The following is a 25,997-nucleotide window of genomic DNA, read 5'->3' as shown; positions in this document are numbered from 1 at the left end:
TAGGGTGAATTATGTTAGCTGAAAACTTAGAACTTATTGAAACTATTGGTTTGAATTTATTTTTTGCTTTTATCTTTATTTTCATTGGCTTATCAGTCCATGATGTAATGACAAAAAATGATGTTCCCAAAATGGGCCGTATGGTCGTTTATTTGGTTCTATTTTTAGGTTGTGCTGGCTTTATTGCCAAAGGCATTATTCAACTGGTTTGGGAAAGCCAAGGGGTTGGGTAAGAGTTAACAATGGCAAAAGAAGCAAGTGATTTAACCACTATTGATTTGTTTAGTGATGAAAAGCGTCCCGGGCGCCCAAAAACAAATCCTCATTCGCGTAGCGTGCAAGTAAAAATAAACAAGCGCAATCAAGTTAAACGCGATAAAAACAATGGCTTAAAACGAGTTGAGTTTAAAATACATCAAGACTTGTTTGAGCAACTCGACGACTTAGCTAAAGTTAAAGGTGTTAGTCGCGGAGAACTTATTGAGTCGATATTGAAAAATTCAATGACGACACCAGCATTAAATATTAGTAAATAAGGGTTTTATACCATGGCAATTGTAGGTTTATTTTTCGGTAGTGATACAGGCAATACTGAAGCTGTCAGCAAAACTATTCAAAAAAAGTTAGGCAAAAAATTAGTTGAAGTAAAAGACATCGCAAAAAGTACAAAAGAAGAAATAGCTGAATTTGATTTAATCATTTTAGGTATTCCAACTTGGTATTATGGCGAAAATCAATGTGATTGGGACGACTTCTTACCTGAGCTTGAAGAAGTAGACTTTACCGATAAGTTAGTCGCTATTTTTGGTTTAGGTGATCAAGAGGATTATTCTGAATACTTCTGTGACGCAATGGAACCTTTAAAAGATATTGCCGAGTCGAGAGGCGCAATTATTGTTGGTAACTGGTCAACTGAAGGTTATGAATTTGAAGCATCTAAAGCCTTAGTTGATGAAAAAACGTTTATTGGTTTATGTATTGATGAAGACCGTCAGCCAGAATTAACTGAAGCGAGAATTGACAAGTGGGTTACTCAAATATTTGAAGAAATGTGTTTAGCAGAACTTGCAGACTAATTTATTTCTTATAAGCCACTAATAATAAGCCTGTATCGACAGGCTTTTTTTTGTCTTACTTTTACCTAATTAGGTCAATAAAGTCGGTTTATTCTTCTGACGTATATATAAACGCCTATTTAGTTTAGCCACTAGCTCACCATCAATATTTTTGACATAAACATTGACCGTGGGTTGATATTTTTCACCATGACGGGTTTTTTCAATAATCTCATTAATAAAATCATCACTGACGTAAAAATCAGCTGTTACTTCGCCTTTCCCTGGTCTGATAAAGTCAATGTCAGCTGATTTATCCCAGACATAATATTGATTATCTAAACGCGCTAAAATCATTAACACATAAAAAGGGTCGGTCATCGAGAATAGTGAACCTCCAAAATGTGTGCCTAAAGCATTTTTATTCCATGCTCGCATTTTTAAACGCACCTTGGCTTGTCTAAAATCACTAGATAGCTCTGTAACTTTGATACCCGTAAATAAAAATGGCGGCCAAATATTTAGCAGTAATTTTAATAACCACGCTTTTCTTAACATCTAAATCTCCTTTGATCCTATAATCACTCGCTCATACAACTCATCGTACCAGTAAAGCTATTGGTGTTTATACAAATTTCGAAAATCAAAGCCAATGAATTTACTATTCATTTCAACTAAGGCTTCCCTCAAGCAGAAGAACCCCCTATAATTTTGTTTAAATTACCGAATTAGAGAATTAAAGTTAATGGCAGACCAAAATGAAGAGCTAAAAAGAGCTGGATTAAAAATCACCCTGCCGCGAATCAAAATTCTCACTATTTTGCAAAATCCGAATAATCAGCATATTAGTGCGGAAGATGTTTACAAAATATTATTAGTGCAGAATGAAGAGATTGGCTTGGCTACCGTTTACCGTGTACTTAATCAATTTGACGATGCGGGCATTGTTAGTCGTCATCATTTTGAAGGCGGTAAATCAGTTTTCGAATTAAGTCATAAAAAGCATCACGACCATCTTGTTTGCTTAAAATGTGGCAAAGTAGTTGAGTTTGAAGATAACGTCATTGAACAACGCCAAGAAGATATTGCTAAATCACATAAAATAAAGCTAACAAACCATAGTTTATATTTATATGGTGAGTGTGAAGATGAAGAAGCTTGTGATTCATACCGAACATCTAATAGCTAAGTTGTAGTATGAATTTCGCTTAATAAAACCTGCTTTTAGCAGGTTTTTTCTTTACTGAACAACAATATAATTTCGACAAGTATTAAGATAAATTAGGTGTGTAAATAATCTTTTTCTAGACAAAGAAAAAGCGACATAAAAGTCGCTTTTTTCGTTGCTAATTATAATGCTGCAAATCCATTTGCTAATTTTTAAATTTCCTAAATCATACGGAAATTATTTTTGGGTAATATCACTTTACTCAAACTTTATTACTATCCTTAATTAACATCCATTTCAGTACTAACTGTTCATTTAATTCCTTTAAATGACTCCGTATAAGCAGAGGTATTATCTCTGTGTTAAGTATCCCTTCTCAGCTAGTTTCATCCATAAATTTTCATTCATTATAAGCGTAGTAAATTAAGTTAACTTCAGCACTTGTTGTTGCATCCATTCATGTAAATCCATTTACCTTCCATTCCGTTGGAAATGTTAGTGTCCTTGCGGGTAAATCCTTTATCAACTGAATATTAACTTATACCACTTTCCATTTCGTACTTCCTATACGTGTTCAACAAATAGTATTTATCCCTTAAACTTATTTGTAGTGTTATCCATAACTTGTGTCGTCCTGACAAGATAAATATTAGCATTCATGTGTTTTGTCGCTAGCAAGGTAAACGAAATAAAATTAACGTTATTTTGTCTTTTTATCGAACAATTAAAATTTATTACTATTAAACATATAGTTACAAAGTGTTTCTTTTTACACTTACAAATTATTGTATGATCACTGACGTCATTGTGCGAAATGGCTTACACCAGAGGTGTGACTTTGTCGGAAGGTATCAAGATGATAAGTGATGGAATATGAAAATATCACTGAAAGTTAAAAGAAAATTGGTTACTCTTGCCAAAGTTTTCAGATCAAACAATATTTTTAGGAGTTTATGTGCTTTTGTTGAAGTCACTATTTTGTTTAACCGGTTCAGATAATCGTCGTCGATTCATCGCTATTCATATAAGTTGTTACTTGTTGTTTACCCTTACTAGCGCCATTTTTTCTTTTAACAACTTATTATCTTTTATGGCATTGTCTATTTTTGCAGGTATTTTTACTCTTTCAACAAAACGTCGTCTAAATGATGCCAACCTCAAGATAAGCTGGTTGCTGCCACCTACAGCCAGCTTTTTACTTGCTGGGTTAATTATCGTCATCAGTGATAACACCATAAGCTACTGGTTACTTTTACTCCCTTTAGCTATTTCTACATTCTTAATGACCTACAAAAGCCAAAAAATTAATCATATTCTTGGTTACGCTGGTGATGTCGATTTAACGGGCTATATAAAAAAAGGAAGTTCTCAACCTCAAAAACGTATAGAACCGACATTTAATCAGCACGAAGTAAAAGATTCATTGGCAAGCTCCTATCAAGATACCCCTGATACGTTGGCTCAACATGATAACAAAGCTAAAGACTCGCCTGTTTCCCCTGCTAATGATATTGGTGAAGCGATCAGGCTGAAGCTACTTAACAATAAACAGAAGGTATTAGTGTTAACAGTACTAATATTAATCATCATAATGGCAATAATTCTGCCATCGAGTATTACCTCAGTTGATGATGACGTTATAGCAGCAAACACTAATGAAACAACAGCCATAGAGCAATCAAAATTATCCCTGAGGCACGAAGTTACACTGCCTGATAACTTTTCTTTATTGGCATCATCTTTTGATGGTATTACTATAAAATGGCAGGGTGACAAATCTATTAGTGGTTTTTTATGGCAACAAATGACCGCACAAGGTGATAAAAGCTGTCAGGTTATCTCTTATGATAGTGGTGAAGTGATTAGAACATTGGACGTTAATCAAGAAAATAATGGTGACTATTTAGCGCGGTTTTCACCACTAGATACTAAAGTGATAATCAAGAATATTGCCATTAGAAGCAGCTTTACTTTATGTGGTTATACCTTTTCTCTTAAGGGTAGCCAAGCCATTTTAGGTAAGCACCCATATTATTCAACATTCCTTGAGAATTAAATTACTATATTTTAAGCAAAAAAATACGGCTCTAAGAGCCGTATTTCCTGAACTAGCTTATATGCATCCTGCATATTATATGTGTCCCGCTTCATCCATAAAGAACTGTCCGTAGTGTTTCCTAATAATCCTTTGCTTTCCATTCATCTTCCGTGATTGCAACTCGTCCTGAGTCACATCAATAGTGATATTTCATCCTTGGGCTTATTCCGTCAGCCGTTATTCCTTTAACCTAAATCCATTTAGTTCATTCGATGACTCCTGTCATCTGGCTTGTTCCTCTAGCCGTTATTCCTTTAACCTAAATCCGTTTAATTCCTTCGATGACTCCTGTCATCGGGCCTATTCCTTCAAGCGTCCTTTTAAGAGTACTCTACTCTATCGGTCTTCCTGACCTGCATCTTCCTGATGTGGTTAATATTACGTTAATTAAGATTTATTCGTACCCATAATAATATTTTATATTTAACGATATAAAAATGTAACAAGCATGTAAATATACAAAAACCAACATAATCAACAACTAAAGTATATAACACGTCTTTTTTTTTACATCTACTTACTCAATATCTTACATTAACGTAAGATATGTCTTACAAATATTTAATCAAAAATGCAATAGTCTGCAATAAATTGCGTGGTTCGTCACAAATAATAAGAAATGACTCACACGATGAGGAAATTTAACATTTAATTTACACCGGAGAAAATTTTGTAACCCGTCAACGATCCAATAAGGTCAGCAAAGATACGATAGCGGAAGTTAGCATTGGCTTCACTAACGACAAGAGAACCGACAACAGTGACCAAAAATGCTTTCAAAATTTATCGTTACTAAAGACTCCTCTGTGGCAAAAATGATCAAAAAAAATTATCATATAGAAACTACAATATTTAATGGCTATCCATGTACCACGAAAATCTACTAAATCTTTGCTTTGAGGCTTTATTACATCTTTACTTCACAGTTCAGTCAAATGATAGTTATACTTCTGCTACAGCTAGAAATGCGATACTAGTTAAGTTTTTAAAACCTAAATTGAAGTTAGCGGCTTATAAAGATCAAAAAAAGAATATTCAGCTCATGCTACGACTGGGACGTCAAAAAGATAAAAAATTAGAGCTAGAATTATTTGAGTTAAAAAAACTTACGTTCGATGTTTATAATGCTCCCGATTCTTAAGATCCCTGACTGGCATCTAAGCCACCATTGCCGTCAGTCACGAAGTTTCATGGCATGACTTCAAAGTGCGCCTTGTTGACATGGCCTAGTGGCTAATCTTTAGGTCAACTGATAGCAGTTAAGCAGATGGTCAGCGGTTGTTATCAAATTTCAATTTCAGCGAGATGCAGTTATATGAATAAATAAGTCGTGACTGACTTGTGGATCGCACTTACCAGTCATGCATTGCGTACTGTTTTTAGTATTTTAGCGGCCAGTGATCATCCAAGATAGTTAACTGGCTTTGATTTGATACTATTGAAATTGTAAATTGCTCCTTAAGTTCTTTTTTTTCGATATTTCCATCCAAATAAAAGTGTCAGGTTTCTTTACATTTTCTTATGTTTAATAAATATAGAACAAACCAACACATTGTATTTTATAGATAATTTAATGATGGCGTAATTCGTGCTGAATAAGCATAATAGACAGTAGTCTCTTCCTGTTTCCTAATTCTAGACACTTCCCGTGTTGAGTTTTTGCTGATATGAAGTCCTCACCTTAGGAATAAATTGTCCTTCTATGGGCATTTCAATTAACGTGATATGGAAACACCAAATGAAATTTAAGTTCCGAAACCAGATACTAGCCGTGTTTTACGCCATAACCATGTTTATTACGGGTGGCGCAAACGCTGGTTTGATTACAATAGACGCCGTTAAGCATAATATTGGGAGTGTTATAAGTTTTGACGAATTTGATGATACGTTAGGCACGTTAAGGAATGTTAAATTACATTATAGTCTTAGCATGTGGCTACGTATAGTGAATGATTGTTGCGATATAGCTGCCGACGAGTGGAACGCGGCCGTCGAAGTCAGTATTGATGACTTTATGACTTATGAAGCCTTGGGGGTTAAGACGTACGATGTTGCAACGTTTGATATTGTGGAAAGCGGCGGGTCGGTGGTGATGTATGAATTCACTATAAGCGATGTAATGGACATCGCGCCGGCCACAGGCGTTGTCGGGATTCAATGGATTTATGTGAGAATTTTCGGAAGCGGGGCTGACGCAATGTTTAGGGGGTTGAGCGGAGGGGACGCGTACTGTGAGGATGATTACCATTGTATAGGCGGCGGTTTTAGCAGTGTACGTTTAGAGTACCAATACGAGACATTTGCCACAACCACCCAGACCAATGTACCCGAGCCGTCAACACTTGCTATTTTTGCATTAGGAATGATGGGTTTAGTATCACGTCGGTTCAAGAAGTAATCTTAAATTTACTGATTCAATATCAAAATTAATTATCGACGACCCAATGCTTTGGTTTATATTAGCCAAGCCATGTAAGCCAGCGTTGTCACGTAATTTATAAAAGAATCACCAAGAAGCATCTTCCAATTAGGTAGGTGCTTTTTTGATCGCCAAGGATGGTGGAATGAGACAAACGCAGGTCCAGTTTTTGTGCGGCTCATAAAGGCGTGTAAATCTACGAATGTAGTTGTTTAATATTAATACTAACATCAGCTATACGCTTTAAAGCGTTCAGCATATGAGTTAAATATCTCCATTAATCAAGACCGCAGTGTGGAAAGGTTTTGTGTCCAGCGACGATACGCCACAGAGTCCTTTGAGCTTAAACCAGCCCCACAAGTGAGCAGAAAATTTTGGTTAATATTACCCTAAATATACTCCTGAATTTGCTAAGGCTTAATGTCCGCAATTGGCTGATAAGTGACCATTCAGTACATAGCTTAGGAGGTTTTTAAATTTCCTTATTTTTTGTGACGTTTTTTATAGTTTTCTCACGATTTTTGACGAAAATTTTTCAATCGATTTAACTCAATCTAGCTACAGCCAAGAAAATCCTGAACGAGAGTTCTAATTATTCATGAAGATCCATAATTGTGCAGATCCTCCCTCCTTAATCATACAGGGTAACGCAGACAAGGATGTAGCGATTGTTTAAGGGGGAATTACGTTTAGAGAAGGTCAATCCCCTGGAGTTGAATCTCAATATATAGAGTTTGAGGATACGAGTCACTCGCCGACCCTCGAACAGGATCAGCGCGGAGTATATGCGGTATTAAAGTCGTTTAAAAAGCATTTTTAATATGACTAATTAGCGTATGCCAAAAATATTAATGAGACGATTAAAAAGGTTATTTTTAATCGTGATGTCTAGCAATAAACATTTGCTACCCAAACTTTAATGATTTAGAGAGCGGTTGTTAGAACATGGGGTTTATATTTCATCCTTTAAATAATAAAGGCACAAAGCTATTTTGTTAACTATGCCCACCTATGATTAGTTAATAACTTCTCGCCACGAGATGACTCGATCATTTCCTCTAAAGACTCCAAAGGTGGCAACAGCAGTAGGATTATCATCATACTCACCATCATTGTCCCAATCATATTTCAACCAGTCATAGCTATCGTACAAGACGCCTATTTCCCCTTGTTTACCTGATCCCGGCGCTGTCAATTTAATATCCCGAGCTTTACCCGTCATAAACACACCCTGTCCTTCTGCACGAGTAAGTGCGGGGTCTAAACTAATATTGCTCAGGGAAATTTTATCTGCGTTATAAGTAACACAATTATTATCAGTGGTAGTAATAAAAGTTGTACCATCAAAATGTTCACTATTGATCAGTTGGTTAAGATTGGCAGTTTCAGGCCCAAAGCTATTGACTAATGATAATCTTCCAAAGCGAATTTCGACTCCCACCGGTGACGCATCAGCCGTCGTTATTACGTTAACATTGTCAGAATCGGTAATTGAAGCTATTGAAAAATCAATATCAGCGGTAAAGGGTGCCACCAGAGCGTTGGCAGAGCGGTCATAAAAAAAGTTATCACTATTTGATAGTTGATAGTGCAATACCCCTTTAGGGAGCGGATTATCTTCGGGTATTAATGTTGTTAAATCATTTTGACTCAAAATACCCGTATTCATATTAGCCGTTAACAATAGTTTAGTGCTATCAGCGCCTATCGCCACTTGGTCTAAAGTCGGCTCAGTGATACTAACCCCCGTATTGCTGAGCTTCATATAACTGTCGGTATAGTTCTGGGTAATTTGGCCCTGTTGATTGTAAGCCGTAATAGCCAGTGTTGGATTAGTTAAGTATGTTATTGCACCAATAGTGTTAGTCGCTTCGTCTTTTTGGCCGCTGTAGGCAAATGTTGTTCCTGAGTTACATGTCGCCAAAAAATAACCATCTTCTGCTATTGTTTGAATAAAGTGATCGGGGATAAAGCGACCGATATCAATTGCATCAGCTAAAACAGTAATATTAGCATTGCCATAATTACTGTCTTTTACCGCTAAGTTAAGCAAGCCTACTTCTGAATATTGTGCTTCACTATAAGTAGATACACCTGAAGAAAAATCACTAAGCGTTACATTTTCAAATTCAGGTTTTAGATAAGCCTTTAATAGACCTGTTGTTGCATAATTAAAATTACCATCTGCACTTACACCTACTGTTGGACCTGTCCTACTTAACTTAATTTGTATTTGCCCTGGCGAGTAGTTTGGCGTAATAACATCAAGACTATTGAATGCTTTTACACTTAACTCAAAATTTGCACCTGCTGGGTGTACTTTAGTTGCCGTTGACGTTGCGCCATTTATATCAGTTGTGCCCGCTTTAGCACTAACAATTAATTTAGCTGGACTTACCCAAAAGGTATTACTCGTTCCCAATACTGTTGATTCACCTAAGGTATAACTAGCATGCAAACGAATTTGACCTGCATCATGATAAATTGGCATGGGTATGACGGCAATACTATCACCCGTAAACTGTAACGTGGTAGGTGAAGTGTTTGGATGTTTGGCAATAATCCTATTGTTAGTGGTAAAGCTAAGACCGCTCGTCCCAACAGGATCGATATTTTCTTGCGATAAAGCTACGCTAACATCATCATTAAATAACCCCGTACACACTCCAAGAGTATCTTTTACAGCCTGCAACTTTAATGTATCGTCAAATACCGAACCTGATATTTGATTCGTTAATGTCAATCGATTATCGTCACCGTAGAGGAACCTAAAACCAACATTACTAAACGCCATATCACAAGAAGAGCCAACGCCATCATCACACACAAAGGGATTAGAAGAGGTAACTGAAGCGTTTGCTATTGAGAAGGTTAAGGTTTCAACGCTGGTATAACTAAAATCAATGCGAGCACTACCGTTAAAAGTAGGTGAACTGATGATATTGCCATCAGCAAGGAAATCTAATGACACTGATACGGCACTTAAACTTGAGCAGCTTTCATCAATACAGGCTTTAACGGTCACAGACTCTTCTGCACAAGTTAACCCTTGGCCATCATGTACGATTTCGTAGTGATGAACAACGGGTTCAGGACAAGTACGCGGACTACCGTTATAATTTTTTTCGCCGGTAAGTTGGTTGTTATAAATAGTACGCACATCATTTAAAGATAGCACTGAACCAAAAACCAGCAATTCGTCGAGTTGACCGTTAAAATTTACTCCATTGTTTTTAATGAGACCAATACTAGAGAAGGCTGTACTCACATCTCCAATTTCAGAGGTTACAGAATTGTCTAACTTTCCATCTACAAATACTTGCACTACTCCGGTTGAGCTGTCCCAAGTTAATACAACATGGTGCCAACTGCCGTTATTAATAGGTTGGTTTGAAACGGCGGAACGTCCATTACCTTTTTGTATTCGTATATGCCCAGAGGCATCTATATAGCCCCAAAAAATATCATTGCCACCACCGTTTTGCTCAACACCGGCAATACCAGGGGCATTCCAAGCAGTATTATTACCAACTTGAAGAGTATTTATCCAAAAGGAAAGACTTGCTGTCGTACTAAGGTATTCATCGATACCCGGTACCTCGACGTAATCGCCACTACCGTCAAAAGTACCCGCTCTACATACCTGTCCATCATTAATGGTCGTGCTATTACCAATGGCAGTACCATTAAGGCCGTTACTTAAATTATCAAGTACTTCACCACTGTTTCCGCCCCAGCTTAATTCATCAAAGTGATACTCAACTAACAGGTTTGTTTTTTCATAAACAACGATATTACTGAAAAAGCTATCAGCTCTTTGTCTTCTATCATCGTCATTTATAAAAAATAAATATTGAAAATTACCGGTATAAAATTCGCCTACAGGAATAGTAAAATGGGTTGTACCGTTACCGGTATAAGTAGCAAAATTAGAAATCCCCCAGTTTTGTGTGCCATGTACCCTAAAACTTTTATCTGAGCTGATGCCTAAATCGTTATCAAAACCTAAACCGTGTATCTCACCCTCAACAGTACTTTGAAAATCAAATTCTATAACCGTATCTACGGTAACCGTATAAGGAAAATCAATCTTTTGCCAACGATTACCATCCATGTAAAGCCCTAAACCAGCATCTCTTATCTCTACCGCTCCGGTTCTGTCTTGACTTGAACCGCCATAACTAGAAACACCATACTCACCGATCACGTCCTCGGTATATACAGATAATTTAATCGGTTTTGGTGTGTAATCAACAACTAATAACGGGCCGTTATTACGTTCCCCATCATATGATTCTGCAGTACGTTGGCAAGTCGGTAATATGCACCCCGAACCAGGTTCAACAATCAGTACTAGATTATTGTTAGCCAACCAACCGGCTCTATCAACAATCTCTTGAATGATACGGCTAAGATCAGGCGTTTGATGAAGGGCACTAATAGTATTCCAAGCTGATGGTGTCCAATTTACCGCTGCTGAGGTTTTAGCTCGGTTGTTGCTAATATTATTAGCAACACTGGAAAATTGATTAGCGCTGTCAGCATCTTCGCCAAATATAACTAGAGTAGTAGCACCACTGTCACGCTCATCAGTTTCGAAAAAAATATAAGCTGAATTTATGGTTGCACCTTGAGGAATATTGACATTTTGAAAGCGCATACCAACAATTTGTAAACCGCCAACAAACTCATCAAAACCAAATTCAAGATCTGTACTATCCCGGTACATGTCGCCATCCGTGATACGTTCTTCTACGTCATCATTAGTCGAACTTATTCTAATTTGTTCAGTGACAGCCTGAGCGGGTAATGAGAATATTGATAAAGCCCAGAGAAGGCACGCGATTAAACAGCGAGAATTTTTATGATAAACATACATTTGAGACTATCCCCTAAAAAGCTATTTCCTCTACAAAACATCATAATTATAATATATAAAAAATCGTATGTATCTACTAGAAAAGTAAAAATAACTAGTCAAAGATCTAAGCTTATGCCCTTTTTTATAAGGTATAAAAAAAACACTAAAACAATAAAAACACCCTTCAAAAACAAAACTTACCTTACCACCAAATAAAAATGGATACTCACTTGTATCCATTTTTTTACTTATTCAAACAACCTATAGCTTACGACTGTTAATAAACCTGTTAAATAACGAGACCATAAAGATATTATTTATCTTTATGGTCATTAATATCTACCCATGAATTACCTCAAAGATATCTTTAAATGAGGTTTTAGTAATAATATCAATATGTAAATGTAATTTCCGCGCAATATCACTCGAAGATATAACACCTCTTATATGGTGATTACTCCTATCAACAACTAAACAATGGCGTAATCCATAATTTTTTAATGTTGAAACAACATCATTAACCTTAGCATTTTCAATATCTTTGTAATCAAGTGCGTGTAGCATAGACCTTGGTATCATCATATCTTTTACTAGTATTTCATCTCTAGCAATGCCCTTCGCAACTTCTGCTACGATACTTTGCTCTGACAACTCATTGGTACTCACTATACCTAAAAAATCATTGTTTGTTGACACAACTATTTTCATTTTTACATGTGCTTTGAGCATCAACTTTAAAGTATCAGCAGCGTTAGTATCCCCTTCAATCACTAACGCCTTATGTTCTTTAAAATCAGTAAAGATATCTGTAGCTGGCGATGTTAAAGATATATTGTGAAAATCTTCTGGTGATATAATCTTATCTATTAAATCTAAATCAAATAACTGTAAACTGGTCATAATTACTACTCACTTTATTAAGAATCATCTTGTCTATAACAGAAAAACACATACTAAATAAATGATATTTTCCTGCTGCTTAATCAAGGTTTTAATCGTGTTACTCAGTTAATTAAACGCTTGATTAAAAGCATCTTTTGTATAATTACAAATCACTTTTATATTGATGTTTTTTCTGCCTAGTAAATGACATATGACAGCCGAACTTAGCATGACCTTTTCGACAACTATCAAGCTCAAAAGTAACGTGAACACAATGAATTAAATGTGTATGTATACTAAGGTTTTTACGATTTTATTAACGTAGGATTTTAATTTTGCGTCCTACGTTTAATAACAAAATATCGTTGATAGCATCTTAAATAAATCTCCACAAAAAATTGTCGAGATTAGGTCAAAAATCAATATTTAAATGGTCTAATTAAAAGCAATGAAATTTATACGATTTTTAAGGGAGGAGCTCTTGGGTGCAGGTATTGAAATTTGTCATTCAATAATATGATGTTTTTGTTTGTTGAGATTTTAAATAGATAGGTAACTTGGTTGATGCGATTATTTGTTTTATTGCTGATAAGCAATACATCAGGTTCTGCATCACATGCGATATCAGTGAAGACTTCAAGAGTGAATTGTTGAGCAATGTTCGAGTTTATTTCATCGCCAATACTATATCCTAACTCTCCATGGGAGCTGGTTATAACAAATAAAAGTATGGCGAAGATAAATTTACTCAAGCGGTTCTCAAAATAAATTACTATTAAATATATATTGAGTGACAAGTTTATTTTTTCAAGTCAGTAAATGTAATTTTTTATTTCTATGATTTTCAAGTTACTTTTTCACATGTAATTTCTCTTAAATGACACTTTAGATAGCGCTTATTTAGGCTATCTACTGGTTATATCTAACAGCATAATCTAAGTAAAAACTCAGCAAATCTTAAGTTAACTCTGCTATCTTCTAAAAAGAGAAACTGTTTATTATAGGCTTACCTTGAAAATATTAATTATTGAAGATTCAACTTCATTAAGAAGAAGTCTAAAAATAGGGCTGTCAAACTTAGGTTTCACGGTAGATGATACTGGCGATGGCTCTGAAGGCCTGAGTATGGCTTTAGCTGGTGATTACTCGCTACTAATACTTGATTTGATGCTGCCATCTGTTGATGGCACTGCAATATTAAAAGCTATAAGAAAAGCCAATAAAGACCTAAGGGTACTGATACTATCAGCAAGAGATCTGACTGAGGATAAAATATCAGGCTTACTAAATGGCGCTGATGACTATTTAACAAAACCGTTTTCATTCGATGAACTCCATGTTCGTCTGCTTTGCTTAATGCGCAGAGGCAGCTTAAATATAAATGACAGCAAAATTAATATTGGCGTTTTTTCATTAGACATCCATTTAAAACAATTGCTATGCAATAGCATCGATGCCCATTTAACACCTAATGAATATAAGCTTGTTGAATGTTTATTTACCAATCAAGGTAAAGTCGTCTCTCCTGAAAAACTAAGTGACTATCTAGCCGGCCAGTACAATGCAGTAGCAAAAAATTCCATTGAAGCCCATCTATCAACTACCCGAAAAAAAGTAAGAGATATAGGTCATGATTTACCCATAAAAACCAAGCGTGGTTTCGGCTATTTTGTTGAGAAAAATTAATGACTTCTATTAAGAAAAAGTTAAGTCGATATATATCAATATCAATATCGATATTGTTAGTCTCGCTCTTTTTAATTACTGATATTAGTGTTGATAGTTGGATCAGCAGTCAGTTTGACCGCGCGATGATTAATAAAGCCGGTTTATTAGAAACCTTAGTAAGCGAGCATCCTGACAAAGTAGATTTTGATTTTGCTGATGAGTTTATGCCTGAGTTTTCAGGGGCTAACGATCCTGAATATTTTCAATTATGGCGAGATGACAAGGTATTTGAGCGCTCTGAAACACTTAAGCTTTTTGAAAATAACGACTTACCCAAGTTAGACGTTACACTACACAAATCATCAATAACAAATATAACGCTACCCGATGGGCGTTCTGGCCGGATGTATTTCACAAAATTCATCCCTCAAATCGACAGTGATGTGAGAGAAGAATACGGAATAACAAAAGCGTTCTTTGCAAAAACTCAAAAGCCAATGGAGTTGGCCTATGCAACGAGTAACGAGGGCTTAAATCAAATTCTTTGGTTTGTTGATATTATTTTTATATTGACCTCGATTTTCGCGGTTATCGCGGTAAGGATTATCGTTTTTAATGTTGTTGAGCGAGGGTTAAAACCGCTCGATGAGTTAAATATCAAACTGAAACAGATTAATTTAAATTCTGAAATTAGCACCATATCAACTAGCCAACTCCCCGAAGAACTTATCGCAATAGCAAACGGAATTAACCATTTTATCAGCGAGAATAAAATTCTTTATTCCAGAGAAAAAAGAATTACCTCTGATATTGCACATGAGTTAAAAACGCCAATCACCGAGTTACTTAATTTAAGTGAAGTTGCAATAAAATTCCCTCATGAAGAGCAGTTAGCCGCAAGCTTTAAGACGGATGTACTTGCGATCACACAGCGATTAAGAAATATCGTCAATGGGATACTTTTATTGCAAAAAAGTACTTATCAAGCTGAATTAGAGAAACAACAAGTAAATGTTGAGCTGTTACTCAAGACAATCATGGTCTCTGAAAATAAGCAGTGCAGAAATATTACCCTTAGCTTTAGTAAGCAATGTGGTTATATTCAGACCAATGAATTTGCTTTCACTACTGTGCTAACTAATCTGATTAATAATGCGATCTACTATAGCCCAGAAACAACTCCGGTGATTATTGCCGTAAGGCCAGAAAAAAATACCAATAAAATACGGCTGGATATTTCAAACGTCAGCAGTTTTGAATATTCAGAACAAGACTTAACGATGTTTTTTGAACCTTTGTGGCAAAAAGATTCATCAAGAACATCCGAAGAAAGGTACGGGCTAGGTTTAGCAATTGTTAAATCTTACTGTGAGAGAATAGGGGCTATTTTAGACGTAGCAATAGCACCTGACCAACGTATTACTTTTACTATTATAATATGATCTACGGTATTATTTTATCTAGCCTATGACTAAGCTTGTGGCGTTATGAAAAATAACGACCATCAGTACCACTCAATTGCATTTATGTTTACCGCTTTAAAATTAAATATTTGCGATAAAGCTACGATAATTCGTAAACGTCAAGGCAGTTACCAGGCAACTAAGCTGCCGTTAATATTTTGTCAAACATTGATGATATAAAACTTTTAACTTTAACGATGCCCCCATAACGATCATAAGTAGATATAATAGCTATTTCCCTTTATCAATTTTATTTGTTAATGTGCCAGTGCGTTAAATCAGTATCGATGTGGGGACGACCTCACCGCTCTATTTTTTCAGGGGACGACCCCTAAATTTAATAGAGTGTCTCTATGTATTGGTTCATCTTATTTCTCGCAGGAATTTTAGAAGCTGGCTGGTTAGTTGGTATTCAAAAATCAGAATCTTTTACAAATATCCCATATGTAATATTCGCTGTTCTTTCAATGACGCTTAGCTTAGTGTTGTTCTCAATAGCATTAAAAGACATTCCTGTTAGCCAAGCATACCTCGTTTGGTTAGCTATAGGTGCGTCATCAATTTCAATCATAAACCATTACTTTTTTGATCAACCACTTTCAATTCAACAATTGTTTTTCTTTTGTTTGATCTTTGTTGGTGTGGTTGGTCTAAAAATATCTAATTAATACAAAAATTAAACTTAGGAAATATATATGTCTGGTGAAAAAAACTTAACAAAATTAATCGCGTCAATGACGCCTGTTTTAGTCGAAAATGAATATGTGTTTGGCACTCTTGAGACATACGATTATCAACAAGTTTTGTTGCTAAACCCTTTAAGTACTTTTCAAGAAAAGGAAGGACTAACCGTTATATTGACGAAAGAAAAAGCCGATGAATTTGGCATTTCTTACTCTGGTGTTTTTAAATGTATTACATTGAATGTACATTCAAGCCTTGATGCAGTTGGGTTAACCGCTGCGGTTTCTACTAAATTGACGCAATCCAATATTAGTGCAAATGTGGTTGCTGCTTACTATCATGATCATGTTTTTATTGCCGTTAAGGATGCAGAACAAGCATTAATTGATCTTAACGCACTGACTCAACAAGGCATTGCAGGTTAATACCGTACTGGTTATTGAAAGGCATTACATGGTTTGTATACTGCTGAAGTATCTACTTTGTCAGAGGTTGCCTTTCAAATTTAAAACCCTAATGACTTCAATGTTGGCTTAGTTGCCAGTTAGGATAAATCCGCATCTATGACTTATGATTATGCTCAGTGGCCTAATAATATATTGATGCTAACGTCGCTTAATCGGAACAGTTACTATTATAAAAATGAGTATTAACGACTCTTTTTCAGAAATGATGATGATTTATTTCTGAAAGTTGGTGGTTAACCTAAATAACATTAGCTGGTCAATGTATTAGGTCGCAGTAGTCAATGGTAGAAATCGAAAGTTCTAATATAATTGGGTGGCATAACCGATGTTATTATTCAAAAAAGTAATGCCTAAAGAAGTACCTATTATTGAAATAAATGCCAATGTCGTTCAGTTTCGTTACAAATATGTTTTTTAACACTGGCCACCTTTTATCTAAACTATCGATTTAGTGGCGAATGCCAGATGACATGACTCAATTTAAAAATACTAATCTTAATCTTTATAAAAGACAGCTTAAAAAAAAACGCTCTTCGCCTTTTGACTAAACTGAGGCTTGAATTTTAATCTAGTCACGCTTTAACCTAATAGGTAAACTAGAAGAATCACCTATTTAAGATTCTTCTAGTTTACGGCAGGTATTATCAATTTTTTTAATTCGAGTGTTGCAACTTCTTTACCTTCTTTTTCTTGCTCTACTCTAAAAGGAATAAAGTTATGCTCGACACTTAACCAAAAATGGGTTTTTCTTGAGCTATTGGTTTTTACTCGAGAAACCTTTAACGTATCAACCAGCCCCATTGGTGTCTTAATTTTTTCTCTACCTGAATATTCAAATATATAACTTTTAACTGAATTATCATCATAAACAAAATATTCTAAATGCTGTTCTTTTTTTTGTAAGTCATGGCTCAATTTCTCGATAACTAATAACGGGTCGAGTATATTAGCTTTTAAAGCAAGCGACCATTGTTCAGCGGTATCGCTCCCTAAAACAAGTTGGTTAGCATAATCAAATTCAATCGTTTGATTCTTTGTCTTCTTAAATGTTCGCTCATCTTTGCTGGTATATTTTATTGGTTTTATCTGTTGAGCATCATATGAAAACTCACTAGATTCTTCGGTATTAATAACATAAAAATATTTTGAAGCCTCCGTTTTAAATGTCAATTTATACTGATTATCAGCAGTTTTTGATAACATCCGCTCTGCTGTTCCATATTTATCACCTTTTCGATAAACGGTATAATGCGCTGTATATTCTGCCAAAGTGGCATTATTCGCTACAGTGGGTTTCTCTGTACTTTGTGCATAACAACTGACCATAACTAAACAGGACAATATATAAGTTCGAATATAAGTTGAGCGTAAAAAATGAGAGTAGAGAAACATCCAAATAGTACCTTGTGGTGGTGATGCAGAAAAATCACATGGAAAACGTTCTCTTTTTAGCGTAAATCACGTCCAAGGTAAATTGATTTTTATCTTAAAGGCTATTTTCAGTTTAGCCTAAGCGAACCTTAAGTTTGTATTATTACTATGAAGACACTAACCCATAGGTGTTTTTATGAATTTAATAATTAAATATATCTCTTATTTCAACAATATAAAATTAACAACGAATCAATTATTGTTCTTTACCAGTTGCTACATAGCACTGATCTTGAATTTACCTTTTTTGATCAAATCCACAACGATTATTACGGCGCTTGATAACTATAATTTATTCTTTCTGGTGTCATTGCCAATATTTTTATTAGCGTTAACCATGATCATTCAAGGGCTTTTTTCATTTAGATGGTTAACTAAACCTTTGTTGATCGCTACGGTGATTTGTTCTGCTTTAATATTTTATGGCACCATTTCATACGGGATCGTTTTTGATTACGGTATGGTGCAAAATACTATAGAAACCGACACGGCTGAAGCGTGGTCCTACATAAATTTTCACGCTATTATATTCTTTATATTTTTTGGATTGCTCCCCTCGTTCATTATTTATTCGGTACAATTAATTTATAAGCCCTTTTTCAAAGAACTGTTAAGTCGACTAAAAATCATTGGCCTAAGTCTTATCTCGGTCTTTTTAATAGGCGTCTTTTTCTATTCAAATTACGCGGCTGTTGGCAGAAATAATAAAGACCTTATTACCTACATCATCCCTTATAAAATGGTGGTTTCGTCATTCAAATTTGTCCGAAATCATTATTTTTATCCACCATTAGAATTTAAGGTCTTAGATACAACACCATCAATAGTGCGTGACAGTCAGAAAAAGCATGTCACCGTAATGGTATTAGGAGAAACAGCTCGCGCTCAAAGTTTTTCACTAAATGGCTATAGTAAACGGACTAACCCATATACCGAAAAACAAGGTGTTGTCTCTTTCTCAAATATGAGTTCATGTGGAACGGCAACGGCTGTTTCTGTCCCCTGCATGTTTTCAAGATTAAATAAAACGGGTTATGACAAACGTGTTGCGATGGCACAACAAAATGTTGTAGATCTTATTCACTTAGCGGGGGCTGACGTTTTATGGATAAGTAATAATAACGGCAGTTGTAAAGGCGTTTGCACGCGGGTAAAAACGAAACAAATAGACACTAACAAATCAAACCCTTTGTGTGATGGTGAGTACTGCTATGACGAAGCACTTTTAGCGCCCTTAAAAAGTAAGCTTAATGAACTAACCCATAAAAACACCATGATCATACTGCATATGATTGGCTCTCACGGACCCACTTATTTTAAACGCTACCCTAAAGACAAACGTATTTTCACTCCTGATTGTCAACGCAGCGATATTCAAAATTGTACACAAGAGCAACTTATTAACAGTTATGACAACACTATCGCTTATACCGACTTGGTACTCTCAAAAATTATTAATGAGTTAAATCAAGTGGCTGAGAAAAATGATATTGAAACTTCTTTGCTTTATATTTCAGATCATGGCGAATCACTTGGTGAGAATGGACTTTATTTACATGGTTTGCCCTACGCCTTCGCTCCAGAGGAGCAAACCCATGTTCCCATGATCTATTGGAACGACCCAATGCAAAATGACTTTGACCTTAATTGCTTGAAAACATCCGCAAAATCACCTATAACTCATGACAATGTTTTTGACACTTTACTTAGTATTATGTCAGTTCGAACAAAAGCATATTATATTGATAATGACCCTTTTCTGGCGTGTAAATCACAAGGTGCTATAGCACGCACCACTATAACCCAAGACAAATCAATGGAGATTCAAGACTAGTGTTTGACAATATAAATAAACCCAAAGGGTTGCATAGAGTCTATTTAGCGGCTTTAAATTCACTACGCGCATTTAAATGGCTTTACGCCAATGAGTCAGCATTTAGACAAGAGCTTTTACTGCTTATTATAGCCATACCACTGTCTTTTGTTTTTAATATAAGCTTCAAAGAACAAGTGATATTAGTTCTGGCGATTCTCTTTGTTATATTTACAGAAATATTAAATACCGCCATCGAAGCTGTTGTTGATAGGGTTGGTTTAGAGATTCATCCATTGTCTGGGCTTGCAAAAGACTTAGGATCTGCAGCAGTGATGATCAGCCTTATTGTCGCCAGTAGCATTTGGCTAATAATACTTCTGTAATGCTCATAAAAGCTTAACTTCAGTTTAAGTTAAGCTTTCCTTAAGTTTTATACTTTAAGGTAAGTATCGTGTTTTATTAGAGATATTAATAACGATGTTTACCTCTACAACCGCTTTAGTTCGTCCATTTTTACTGTTTGCATTATTATTAATTTTTACACTTTTTGTCGCTAGGCTTGGCTTTGCGATTTGGCAAATTGAACGTTTTACCGATTTTAGCAGTATGGTTACCCTGATACTTAATGGGCTAAAAATCGACTTAAGCACGCTAGGTTATCTATTAATTTTACCTGGAATAGTTCATCCCTTGCTAATGCTGTCTAAATTTCAAAGCACATGGCTTAGCGCGTTAAGAGCAATGTTTTTCTTTATTTTTATGGCAGTGCTCTTTTTTGAGCTTGCCACACCTGCATTTATTAATGAATATGGATTTAGACCTAACAGGTTATTCATCGAATATTTAGCTTATCCTGATGAAGTCATGAAAATGTTATTCAACGGACACTTATTGACCATAGTTGTATTATGTTCCTTAATGATGGTGTCTAGTCCGTTTATTTGGCGTACGGTAGGTAAACTCACTCGTACCAAAAAGCCAATAATTGCTGTAACGCCCTCATCATCATCCCTATCATTTATCATGCTCTTTATTGTGCTTTTTCTCTGCGCCAGAGGTACTGTAGGTCATCGCCCTATTAACCCGTCATTCGTTTATTTTTCTACCGACCCACTGATTAATTCATTAACCTTAAATTCAATCTATAGTGTTGCTCATGCCTATAAACAGTTCGGTAATGAAAAGTATGCATCAAAACTTTATGGCACTATGGCTACAGAACAAGTTATTAAACTTGTTCGCCAGGAAACTGGCTTAAATACACAAGTTTTTAATAATAATGCGCAACCTTCTTTTAGCGCTAGGGCACCCGTTTACCAAGGAAAACCTAAAAATTTAGTGATAATTTTAGAAGAGAGTTTAGGTGCGCAATTTGTTTCATCATTAGGAGGGCTACCACTTACGCCTGAAATTGATAAATTAAATACTGAAGGCTGGGCGTTCAAAAATTTATATGCTACCGGTACACGCTCTGTAAGGGGCATTGAAGCGGTTATTACTGGGTTCACACCAACGCCAGCTCGAGCAGTAGTAAAGCTTGATAAATCTCAGCATGGCTTCTTCACCATCGCAAGTTTACTTGAGAGAAATAATTACACCACGCAATTTATTTATGGTGGAGAAAGCCATTTTGATAATATGAAAGGTTTCTTTTTAGGCAATGGCTTTAGCGATATTGTTGATTTTAACAAAATACAAAACCCTCAGTTTGTCGGTTCGTGGGGAGCCAGTGATGAAGACTTGTTTAATCAAGCTGATATCGAATTAAGCAAATTACACAAAGGTGATAAACCTTTTCTAAGTTTTATTTTTTCATCCAGCAATCATGATCCTTTTGAAATACCCTCAGGTAAAATAACGCCACTAGCATATTCAACAGCGCAATTAGCTCTGTACGATTCAAAAGAACTATTGCGCCATCAGGCGATCCAATATGCAGACTATGCTCTGGGTAAGTTTATCGACCAAGCAAAAAAACAACCCTATTGGCAAGATACTATATTTATTATTGTTGCTGACCATGATGCTAGAGCGTTAGGAAACGACCTTGTTCCTATTAAAAATTTCCATATTCCAGGCGTTATTCTTAATTCAGGCAATAAACATTTATCTGATGAAAGAATTGTAAGTCAAATCGACCTTGCTCCGACCTTGCTGTCCTTAATGGGCGTAACTAACGATTCCCCTATGATTGGCCGTGATTTAAATAATACCCAGGTCAAAGGAAGGGCAATGATGCAATATGCCGATAACTTTGCCTATATGACCGATGAGAATGTCACAATACTGCAACCACAAAAGCCACCAGTAAATTTTGACTATTCTTTAAAGAAAAAGAAACTAGAACCTAAAGCAATTAACGCGAAACTTGCTGAGATCGCTTTAGCCCATGCTTTATGGGGAAGTTTAGCCTATGAAAATCAGTGGTATTCCAGTAAAACTGAGTGAAACACTGAGCAACACAACCTTAAGTTATTGATTTTAATGATTTATTAAAAATATCACTGACATATTTTCGTCAGCATTCCATTCGTGAGCTTTATTAAGTCGGCGGGGCTCAATTCTATTTCTAATCCTCGCCGGCCTGCACTCACATAGATAGAGGCGTAATGGTTAGCTGAGGCGTCAACAATTGTTCTCAGTGCTTTTTTTTGCCCAAGTGGGCTTACTCCTCCAAGAACATACCCCGTTGAACGTTCAACATCAGACTTATCAGCCATATTAGCTTTTTTAGCTCCAACAGCTTTTGCAATAAGCTTCATACTAAGCATAGCGGAAACCGGAATAATACCTACGGCTAAGCTTTTATCATCTAGCATTACCACTAAAGTTTTGAATATTCGTTGTTCGATGACACCTAATTTTTCGGCTGCTTCGAGTCCATAGGACTCCGCGGTTTCATCATGAGAATACTCATGTATTTTATGTAAAATTTTATTTTTTTTAGCTACATTGATTCCTGGTGTCATTTCAATATCCTAAGTGAGTAGCCTAAAGAAATCGCTGATAATTGTTGGCTAATATATTATTATAAAAACAATGTTCAAACTTAAAGAGCTTCTTTAAAGCGACTCTTTATTTTCATGCTGACAGTTCCAGCATATCTCAAAGGAAGCATCATTTGTTTCGGCGCAGCTTTTACATAGCCAGTCTTCGCCTTTGTTTGCCTGCTGATATGACGTTAATATCGTCGTCGCACGTTCAAAATCAGCCTCATTAACAAGCCAGACTTCTGGCCAAGCATCAAAAGCTGATATTTCACCTACGGCTCCTTGAGCAAATTCATTTTTAATAAAGCAACTTATTTGTTGTGCTTCAATAAGGTTTTTAACATTGTTAACCATAAAATGGTTTTCGTGAGCATAAAGCAGTTTCATCATTTCGCCCTAGTGATAGTTATTAATAGGTAGGGTGTAGTTAGCTAAAATATTAACCAATAAATTCATTATTACTTTGTTAATAACACTGAATTTACGCAAGTACGTGTTGGCTAATATGCTGATTAAATTGGATAAGATCGAAAGAACCTTTAATCTCAAATTTAGCCATACCGAGTTCACTGACATAGACTTCTATTTCACAATCTAAATCTAATGTGCCCGATGACTCAACTGAAAAAGCCTGTATTTTGCTATAAGGTAAAGAAGTATAGTCGACCTTTGAACCGGTAATTCCCTGAACGTTGGCGGCAATAATGCGCTTATTCGTGAATACCACTTGGTCTCTAATACTTTTAAAGGCCGCAAAAATTGACTCCCCCTCAATCATAAACTTGTGAAAGTCTTCTCTCGCATCTTCGATTTCTATTGGTTTTAATTTGAACACCGAAGAGTTTTTAAAATCTATCATAGTTAATCCTTATGTAATTAATTTTCGAATACCGTAATAAAAAGCATAGCTTTGCAGTATTGACAAACGTGACATTTATCTCCAACTTCATGGTTTCCCACGATGATGTTACGCCATAGCAGTATAGTTGGGGTGTGCTTGTACCCTATTGATCCACATTTGAATCGCAGGATATTCAAGCAGGTTAAAACCACCCTCTTCTGCTACGTGTGTATATCCATAAAGTGAAATATCAGCGGTAGTCAATGTGCTCCCGACAAGATAAGGTGTTATTTCCAATTGCTTCTCCATAATTCTTAGAGCTTTGTGACCCCCTTCTTGTTTGGATTGATATTCCGCTTTACGGTTATCAGGTAAACCAAGATATTTAGCAATAAACCTAGCAACAGCAATAAATGGCTCATGGCTATATTGTTCAAAAAATTGCCACTGCTGTACCTTTGCATTTTCATATCTATCTTTAGGTAACAGTGATGAACCTGAGGCAAGGTAATTCAAAATAGCGTTAGATTCTGATAAAAAACGTCCGTCATCGAGCTCAAGTAACGGAATTTTTCCTGTTGGGTTCTTTTTCAAAAACGACGCTGTGCCACTCTCACCTGCAAGTATATTAATATTAATCCACTCATGCTCTATCTTTAAAATTGAGGTGACAAGCTTAATTTTATAACAATTACCTGACTGAATATCCGCATATATTTTCACTAAATTATCCTTAAGCATGCCACGGTGCAATAATTGCTCGAACAATTATTATCGACAATATAAATAATAGCTTGTGTAATCAAACAGCGTAATACTTTACTGACTAGCTATGCCGATTACTCGTCCAACAACCAACCTTGCTCTACCGCATTATCAATTTGCTGACAAACATATAACCATAACTGAGGAGCGAGTCCTTCAAGAAAACTATTACGTTTTAGTACCTGTGATTTGTTAACCTTATGCTTAACCCAACTGCCCCCCTCATTCTTTATATTTTGTAAAAAGGGTAAAACGCTGTCTATGGCTTTAGCAAATCGAGCATCAACAGTTTCAGCTTCTTCGAACTCTAACCATAAGGCATTAAAAGCTTGAAATTGTTTATCCGGCAATAAACCAAAGATACGGGTTGCTGCAGCAATTTCTTTTTCTTGTTGCTCTGCTAGTGCTTGTTTATCGGAAAAAGCAAACATATCCCCTGCATCTATCTCGACAATATCGTGAATAAGTAACATACTCATCACTCGTGCTATATTGACCTTCTCTACTGCATACTCTTGAAGTATTTCAGCCGTTAATGAAATATGCCAACTGTGCTCTGCACTGTTCTCAAATCTATTTTTATCAGACTTGACCAGCGCTTGTCGATAAATTCCTTTGAGCCTATCTAATTCAATAATAAAATCTAATTGTTTATTGAGTTCTTCCATTGTTTTTCCAAAATGATAAGGTAAATGAAGCATAATTTGACGACAGTTCGCCGCCTATAGCATAAAAGATCGTGCTTAGTGGTGGTCAACAAATCATCAAATAATGGCGAGGCGGGAATGAGCAACTAAGTGGCGTTTAAAACCAAACCTTTCGATTGATTAATGATCACAAGTGAGAAGACAATTTCTGTTGCTCCACCAATAAATGCGCCAATGATAAAATTAGCACCTAACAATATACATAACATACCAGAAAATATCAGCACGCTTCCTAAAAGCCAATATATTTTTAAGCCATACAGCGTATTAAACACTAGATAACGTACACCAATGATCATCAGCATTATCGGATAAAACCATTCAACTTGCAGCTTTGCTACATAGAAAGCCAAAAATAAACCAACAAATAAGATAATTGTACTTTCTAATGCCAGTTTTCCAAGTGGATTTTTAGGATAGTGATTGCCAGGACGTTTAAAGTATTTTGACAATAGCATCGACAACGGATGGATAAACATACCGCCAAAGAATAATGCTAGCATACTCAATTGATTCGAATGCACTAAGGCAACTGAACCAGCAGCACACCAAATTAAACCAGAAACTAATACACCAATTCCACCATCAAAATATGAAAAGCGCATGTTTTCCTGTGCTGCTTCAAACTTCATCTAAACTCCTTAACTTTGCAATGCATGTCCTATTAACGGCAATTCACTAA

Annotated in this window: 24 protein-coding genes; 14 read left to right on the top strand and 10 right to left on the bottom strand. The window is 35.8% G+C overall.

Annotation, left to right across the window (positions count from 1 at the left end):
- Positions 1-11: 11 nt before the first annotated feature.
- Genes H4J69_RS12205 through fldA form a run of 3 tightly spaced genes read left to right on the top strand, consistent with a single transcriptional unit; the run spans position 12 to position 1,076 of the window.
- Positions 12-233: a DUF2788 domain-containing protein gene (locus tag H4J69_RS12205; protein WP_070376277.1), complete on the top strand. Its 222-nt coding sequence runs from the start codon at positions 12-14 to the stop codon at positions 231-233.
- Positions 234-242: 9 nt separating this feature from the next.
- Positions 243-536 carry a LexA regulated protein gene (ybfE, locus tag H4J69_RS12200; RefSeq protein WP_182217720.1) on the top strand — a complete coding sequence of 98 codons (294 nt, stop codon included), beginning with the start codon at positions 243-245 and terminating at the stop codon, positions 534-536.
- Between the two features lie 12 nt (positions 537-548).
- A complete protein-coding gene (fldA, locus tag H4J69_RS12195; RefSeq protein ID WP_070376275.1) occupies positions 549-1,076 on the top strand; it encodes a flavodoxin FldA in 528 nt (175 codons plus the stop codon).
- A gap of 69 nt (positions 1,077-1,145) precedes the next feature.
- On the opposite strand, the gene H4J69_RS12190 is transcribed toward fldA, so the two are convergent.
- Positions 1,146-1,613, bottom strand: a complete 468-nt coding sequence (locus H4J69_RS12190) for a DUF4442 domain-containing protein (RefSeq protein ID WP_182171757.1) — start codon at positions 1,611-1,613, stop codon at positions 1,146-1,148.
- A gap of 187 nt (positions 1,614-1,800) precedes the next feature.
- Here H4J69_RS12190 and fur point away from each other — a divergent pair, with 187 nt between their 5' ends.
- From fur to H4J69_RS20195, 4 genes are all read left to right on the top strand, one after another.
- The gene (gene fur, locus H4J69_RS12185) at positions 1,801-2,244 is read left to right on the top strand and encodes a ferric iron uptake transcriptional regulator (RefSeq protein ID WP_070376273.1); all 444 of its coding nucleotides are present in this window, start codon (positions 1,801-1,803) and stop codon (positions 2,242-2,244) included.
- A gap of 940 nt (positions 2,245-3,184) precedes the next feature.
- Positions 3,185-4,279: a hypothetical protein gene (locus tag H4J69_RS12180; RefSeq protein WP_182217722.1), complete on the top strand. Its 1,095-nt coding sequence runs from the start codon at positions 3,185-3,187 to the stop codon at positions 4,277-4,279.
- Between the two features lie 907 nt (positions 4,280-5,186).
- Positions 5,187-5,462, top strand: coding sequence for a DUF2913 family protein (locus H4J69_RS12175; protein WP_182217724.1), 276 nt, complete (start codon positions 5,187-5,189; stop codon positions 5,460-5,462).
- A gap of 597 nt (positions 5,463-6,059) precedes the next feature.
- Positions 6,060-6,719 (top strand): PEP-CTERM sorting domain-containing protein, encoded by a 660-nt coding sequence (locus H4J69_RS20195; RefSeq protein ID WP_259364994.1) that lies wholly within the window; start codon positions 6,060-6,062, stop codon positions 6,717-6,719.
- A gap of 1,036 nt (positions 6,720-7,755) precedes the next feature.
- Here the strand turns inward: H4J69_RS20195 and H4J69_RS12165 are convergent.
- Both H4J69_RS12165 and H4J69_RS12160 read right to left on the bottom strand, forming a co-directional pair.
- Positions 7,756-11,619 (bottom strand): LamG domain-containing protein, encoded by a 3,864-nt coding sequence (locus tag H4J69_RS12165; protein WP_182244575.1) that lies wholly within the window; start codon positions 11,617-11,619, stop codon positions 7,756-7,758.
- Between the two features lie 321 nt (positions 11,620-11,940).
- On the bottom strand, positions 11,941-12,501 hold the full coding sequence (locus tag H4J69_RS12160; RefSeq protein WP_182244574.1) for a CBS domain-containing protein: 561 nt from the start codon (positions 12,499-12,501) through the stop codon (positions 11,941-11,943).
- A gap of 993 nt (positions 12,502-13,494) precedes the next feature.
- On the opposite strand from H4J69_RS12160, the gene H4J69_RS12155 reads away from it, so the two are divergent.
- The 4 genes from H4J69_RS12155 to H4J69_RS12140 all read left to right on the top strand — a co-directional run bounded on the left by H4J69_RS12155 (position 13,495) and on the right by H4J69_RS12140 (position 16,723).
- Positions 13,495-14,169: a response regulator transcription factor gene (locus H4J69_RS12155; protein ID WP_182218550.1), complete on the top strand. Its 675-nt coding sequence runs from the start codon at positions 13,495-13,497 to the stop codon at positions 14,167-14,169.
- Positions 14,169-15,593 (top strand): HAMP domain-containing sensor histidine kinase, encoded by a 1,425-nt coding sequence (locus tag H4J69_RS12150; protein WP_182218552.1) that lies wholly within the window; start codon positions 14,169-14,171, stop codon positions 15,591-15,593. Before H4J69_RS12155 ends, H4J69_RS12150 begins: the two co-directional genes overlap by 1 nt.
- Positions 15,594-15,967: 374 nt before the next feature.
- A complete protein-coding gene (locus tag H4J69_RS12145) occupies positions 15,968-16,282 on the top strand; it encodes a multidrug efflux SMR transporter (protein ID WP_182218554.1) in 315 nt (104 codons plus the stop codon).
- A gap of 27 nt (positions 16,283-16,309) precedes the next feature.
- The gene (locus tag H4J69_RS12140; protein WP_182218556.1) at positions 16,310-16,723 is read left to right on the top strand and encodes an ACT domain-containing protein; all 414 of its coding nucleotides are present in this window, start codon (positions 16,310-16,312) and stop codon (positions 16,721-16,723) included.
- Between the two features lie 666 nt (positions 16,724-17,389).
- Here the strand turns inward: H4J69_RS12140 and H4J69_RS12135 are convergent.
- Entirely contained in the window at positions 17,390-18,157 is a 768-nt protein-coding gene (locus tag H4J69_RS12135) for a DUF3108 domain-containing protein (protein WP_182218558.1), read from the bottom strand.
- Between the two features lie 175 nt (positions 18,158-18,332).
- Between H4J69_RS12135 and H4J69_RS12130 the strand changes: the two genes are divergently transcribed.
- The 3 genes from H4J69_RS12130 to H4J69_RS12120 all read left to right on the top strand — a co-directional run bounded on the left by H4J69_RS12130 (position 18,333) and on the right by H4J69_RS12120 (position 22,460).
- A complete protein-coding gene (locus H4J69_RS12130) occupies positions 18,333-20,030 on the top strand; it encodes a phosphoethanolamine transferase (protein WP_220467878.1) in 1,698 nt (565 codons plus the stop codon).
- Positions 20,030-20,395 (top strand): diacylglycerol kinase, encoded by a 366-nt coding sequence (locus H4J69_RS12125; RefSeq protein ID WP_182218560.1) that lies wholly within the window; start codon positions 20,030-20,032, stop codon positions 20,393-20,395. Before H4J69_RS12130 ends, H4J69_RS12125 begins: the two co-directional genes overlap by 1 nt.
- 94 nt (positions 20,396-20,489) lie before the next feature.
- Complete coding sequence (locus tag H4J69_RS12120; protein WP_182231322.1) at positions 20,490-22,460, top strand: LTA synthase family protein; 1,971 nt, start codon at positions 20,490-20,492, stop codon at positions 22,458-22,460.
- 53 nt (positions 22,461-22,513) lie between these two features.
- Here the strand turns inward: H4J69_RS12120 and ybaK are convergent, their stop codons facing one another.
- From ybaK to H4J69_RS12090, 6 genes are all read right to left on the bottom strand, one after another.
- A complete protein-coding gene (gene ybaK / locus H4J69_RS12115) occupies positions 22,514-22,981 on the bottom strand; it encodes a Cys-tRNA(Pro) deacylase (RefSeq protein ID WP_182218719.1) in 468 nt (155 codons plus the stop codon).
- Positions 22,982-23,074: 93 nt separating this feature from the next.
- Positions 23,075-23,389: a DUF2007 domain-containing protein gene (locus H4J69_RS12110; protein ID WP_182218720.1), complete on the bottom strand. Its 315-nt coding sequence runs from the start codon at positions 23,387-23,389 to the stop codon at positions 23,075-23,077.
- A 94-nt stretch (positions 23,390-23,483) separates the two neighbouring features.
- A complete protein-coding gene (locus tag H4J69_RS12105; protein WP_182173093.1) occupies positions 23,484-23,861 on the bottom strand; it encodes a PH domain-containing protein in 378 nt (125 codons plus the stop codon).
- 108 nt (positions 23,862-23,969) lie between these two features.
- Positions 23,970-24,566, bottom strand: a complete 597-nt coding sequence (locus H4J69_RS12100; RefSeq protein ID WP_182231321.1) for a glutathione S-transferase family protein — start codon at positions 24,564-24,566, stop codon at positions 23,970-23,972.
- A 116-nt stretch (positions 24,567-24,682) separates the two neighbouring features.
- Positions 24,683-25,276 carry an HD family hydrolase gene (locus H4J69_RS12095; RefSeq protein WP_182217558.1) on the bottom strand — a complete coding sequence of 198 codons (594 nt, stop codon included), beginning with the start codon at positions 25,274-25,276 and terminating at the stop codon, positions 24,683-24,685.
- Positions 25,277-25,401: 125 nt separating this feature from the next.
- The gene (locus H4J69_RS12090) at positions 25,402-25,947 is read right to left on the bottom strand and encodes a DUF7010 family protein (protein ID WP_182217556.1); all 546 of its coding nucleotides are present in this window, start codon (positions 25,945-25,947) and stop codon (positions 25,402-25,404) included.
- Positions 25,948-25,997: the final 50 nt, after the last annotated feature.

The organism is Colwellia sp. BRX10-9, assembly GCF_014077405.1.
Lineage (GTDB): Bacteria > Pseudomonadota > Gammaproteobacteria > Enterobacterales > Alteromonadaceae > Colwellia_A.
Note: the sequence above shows the minus strand (reverse complement) of the source record. Positions and strands in the feature narration are given on the sequence as shown.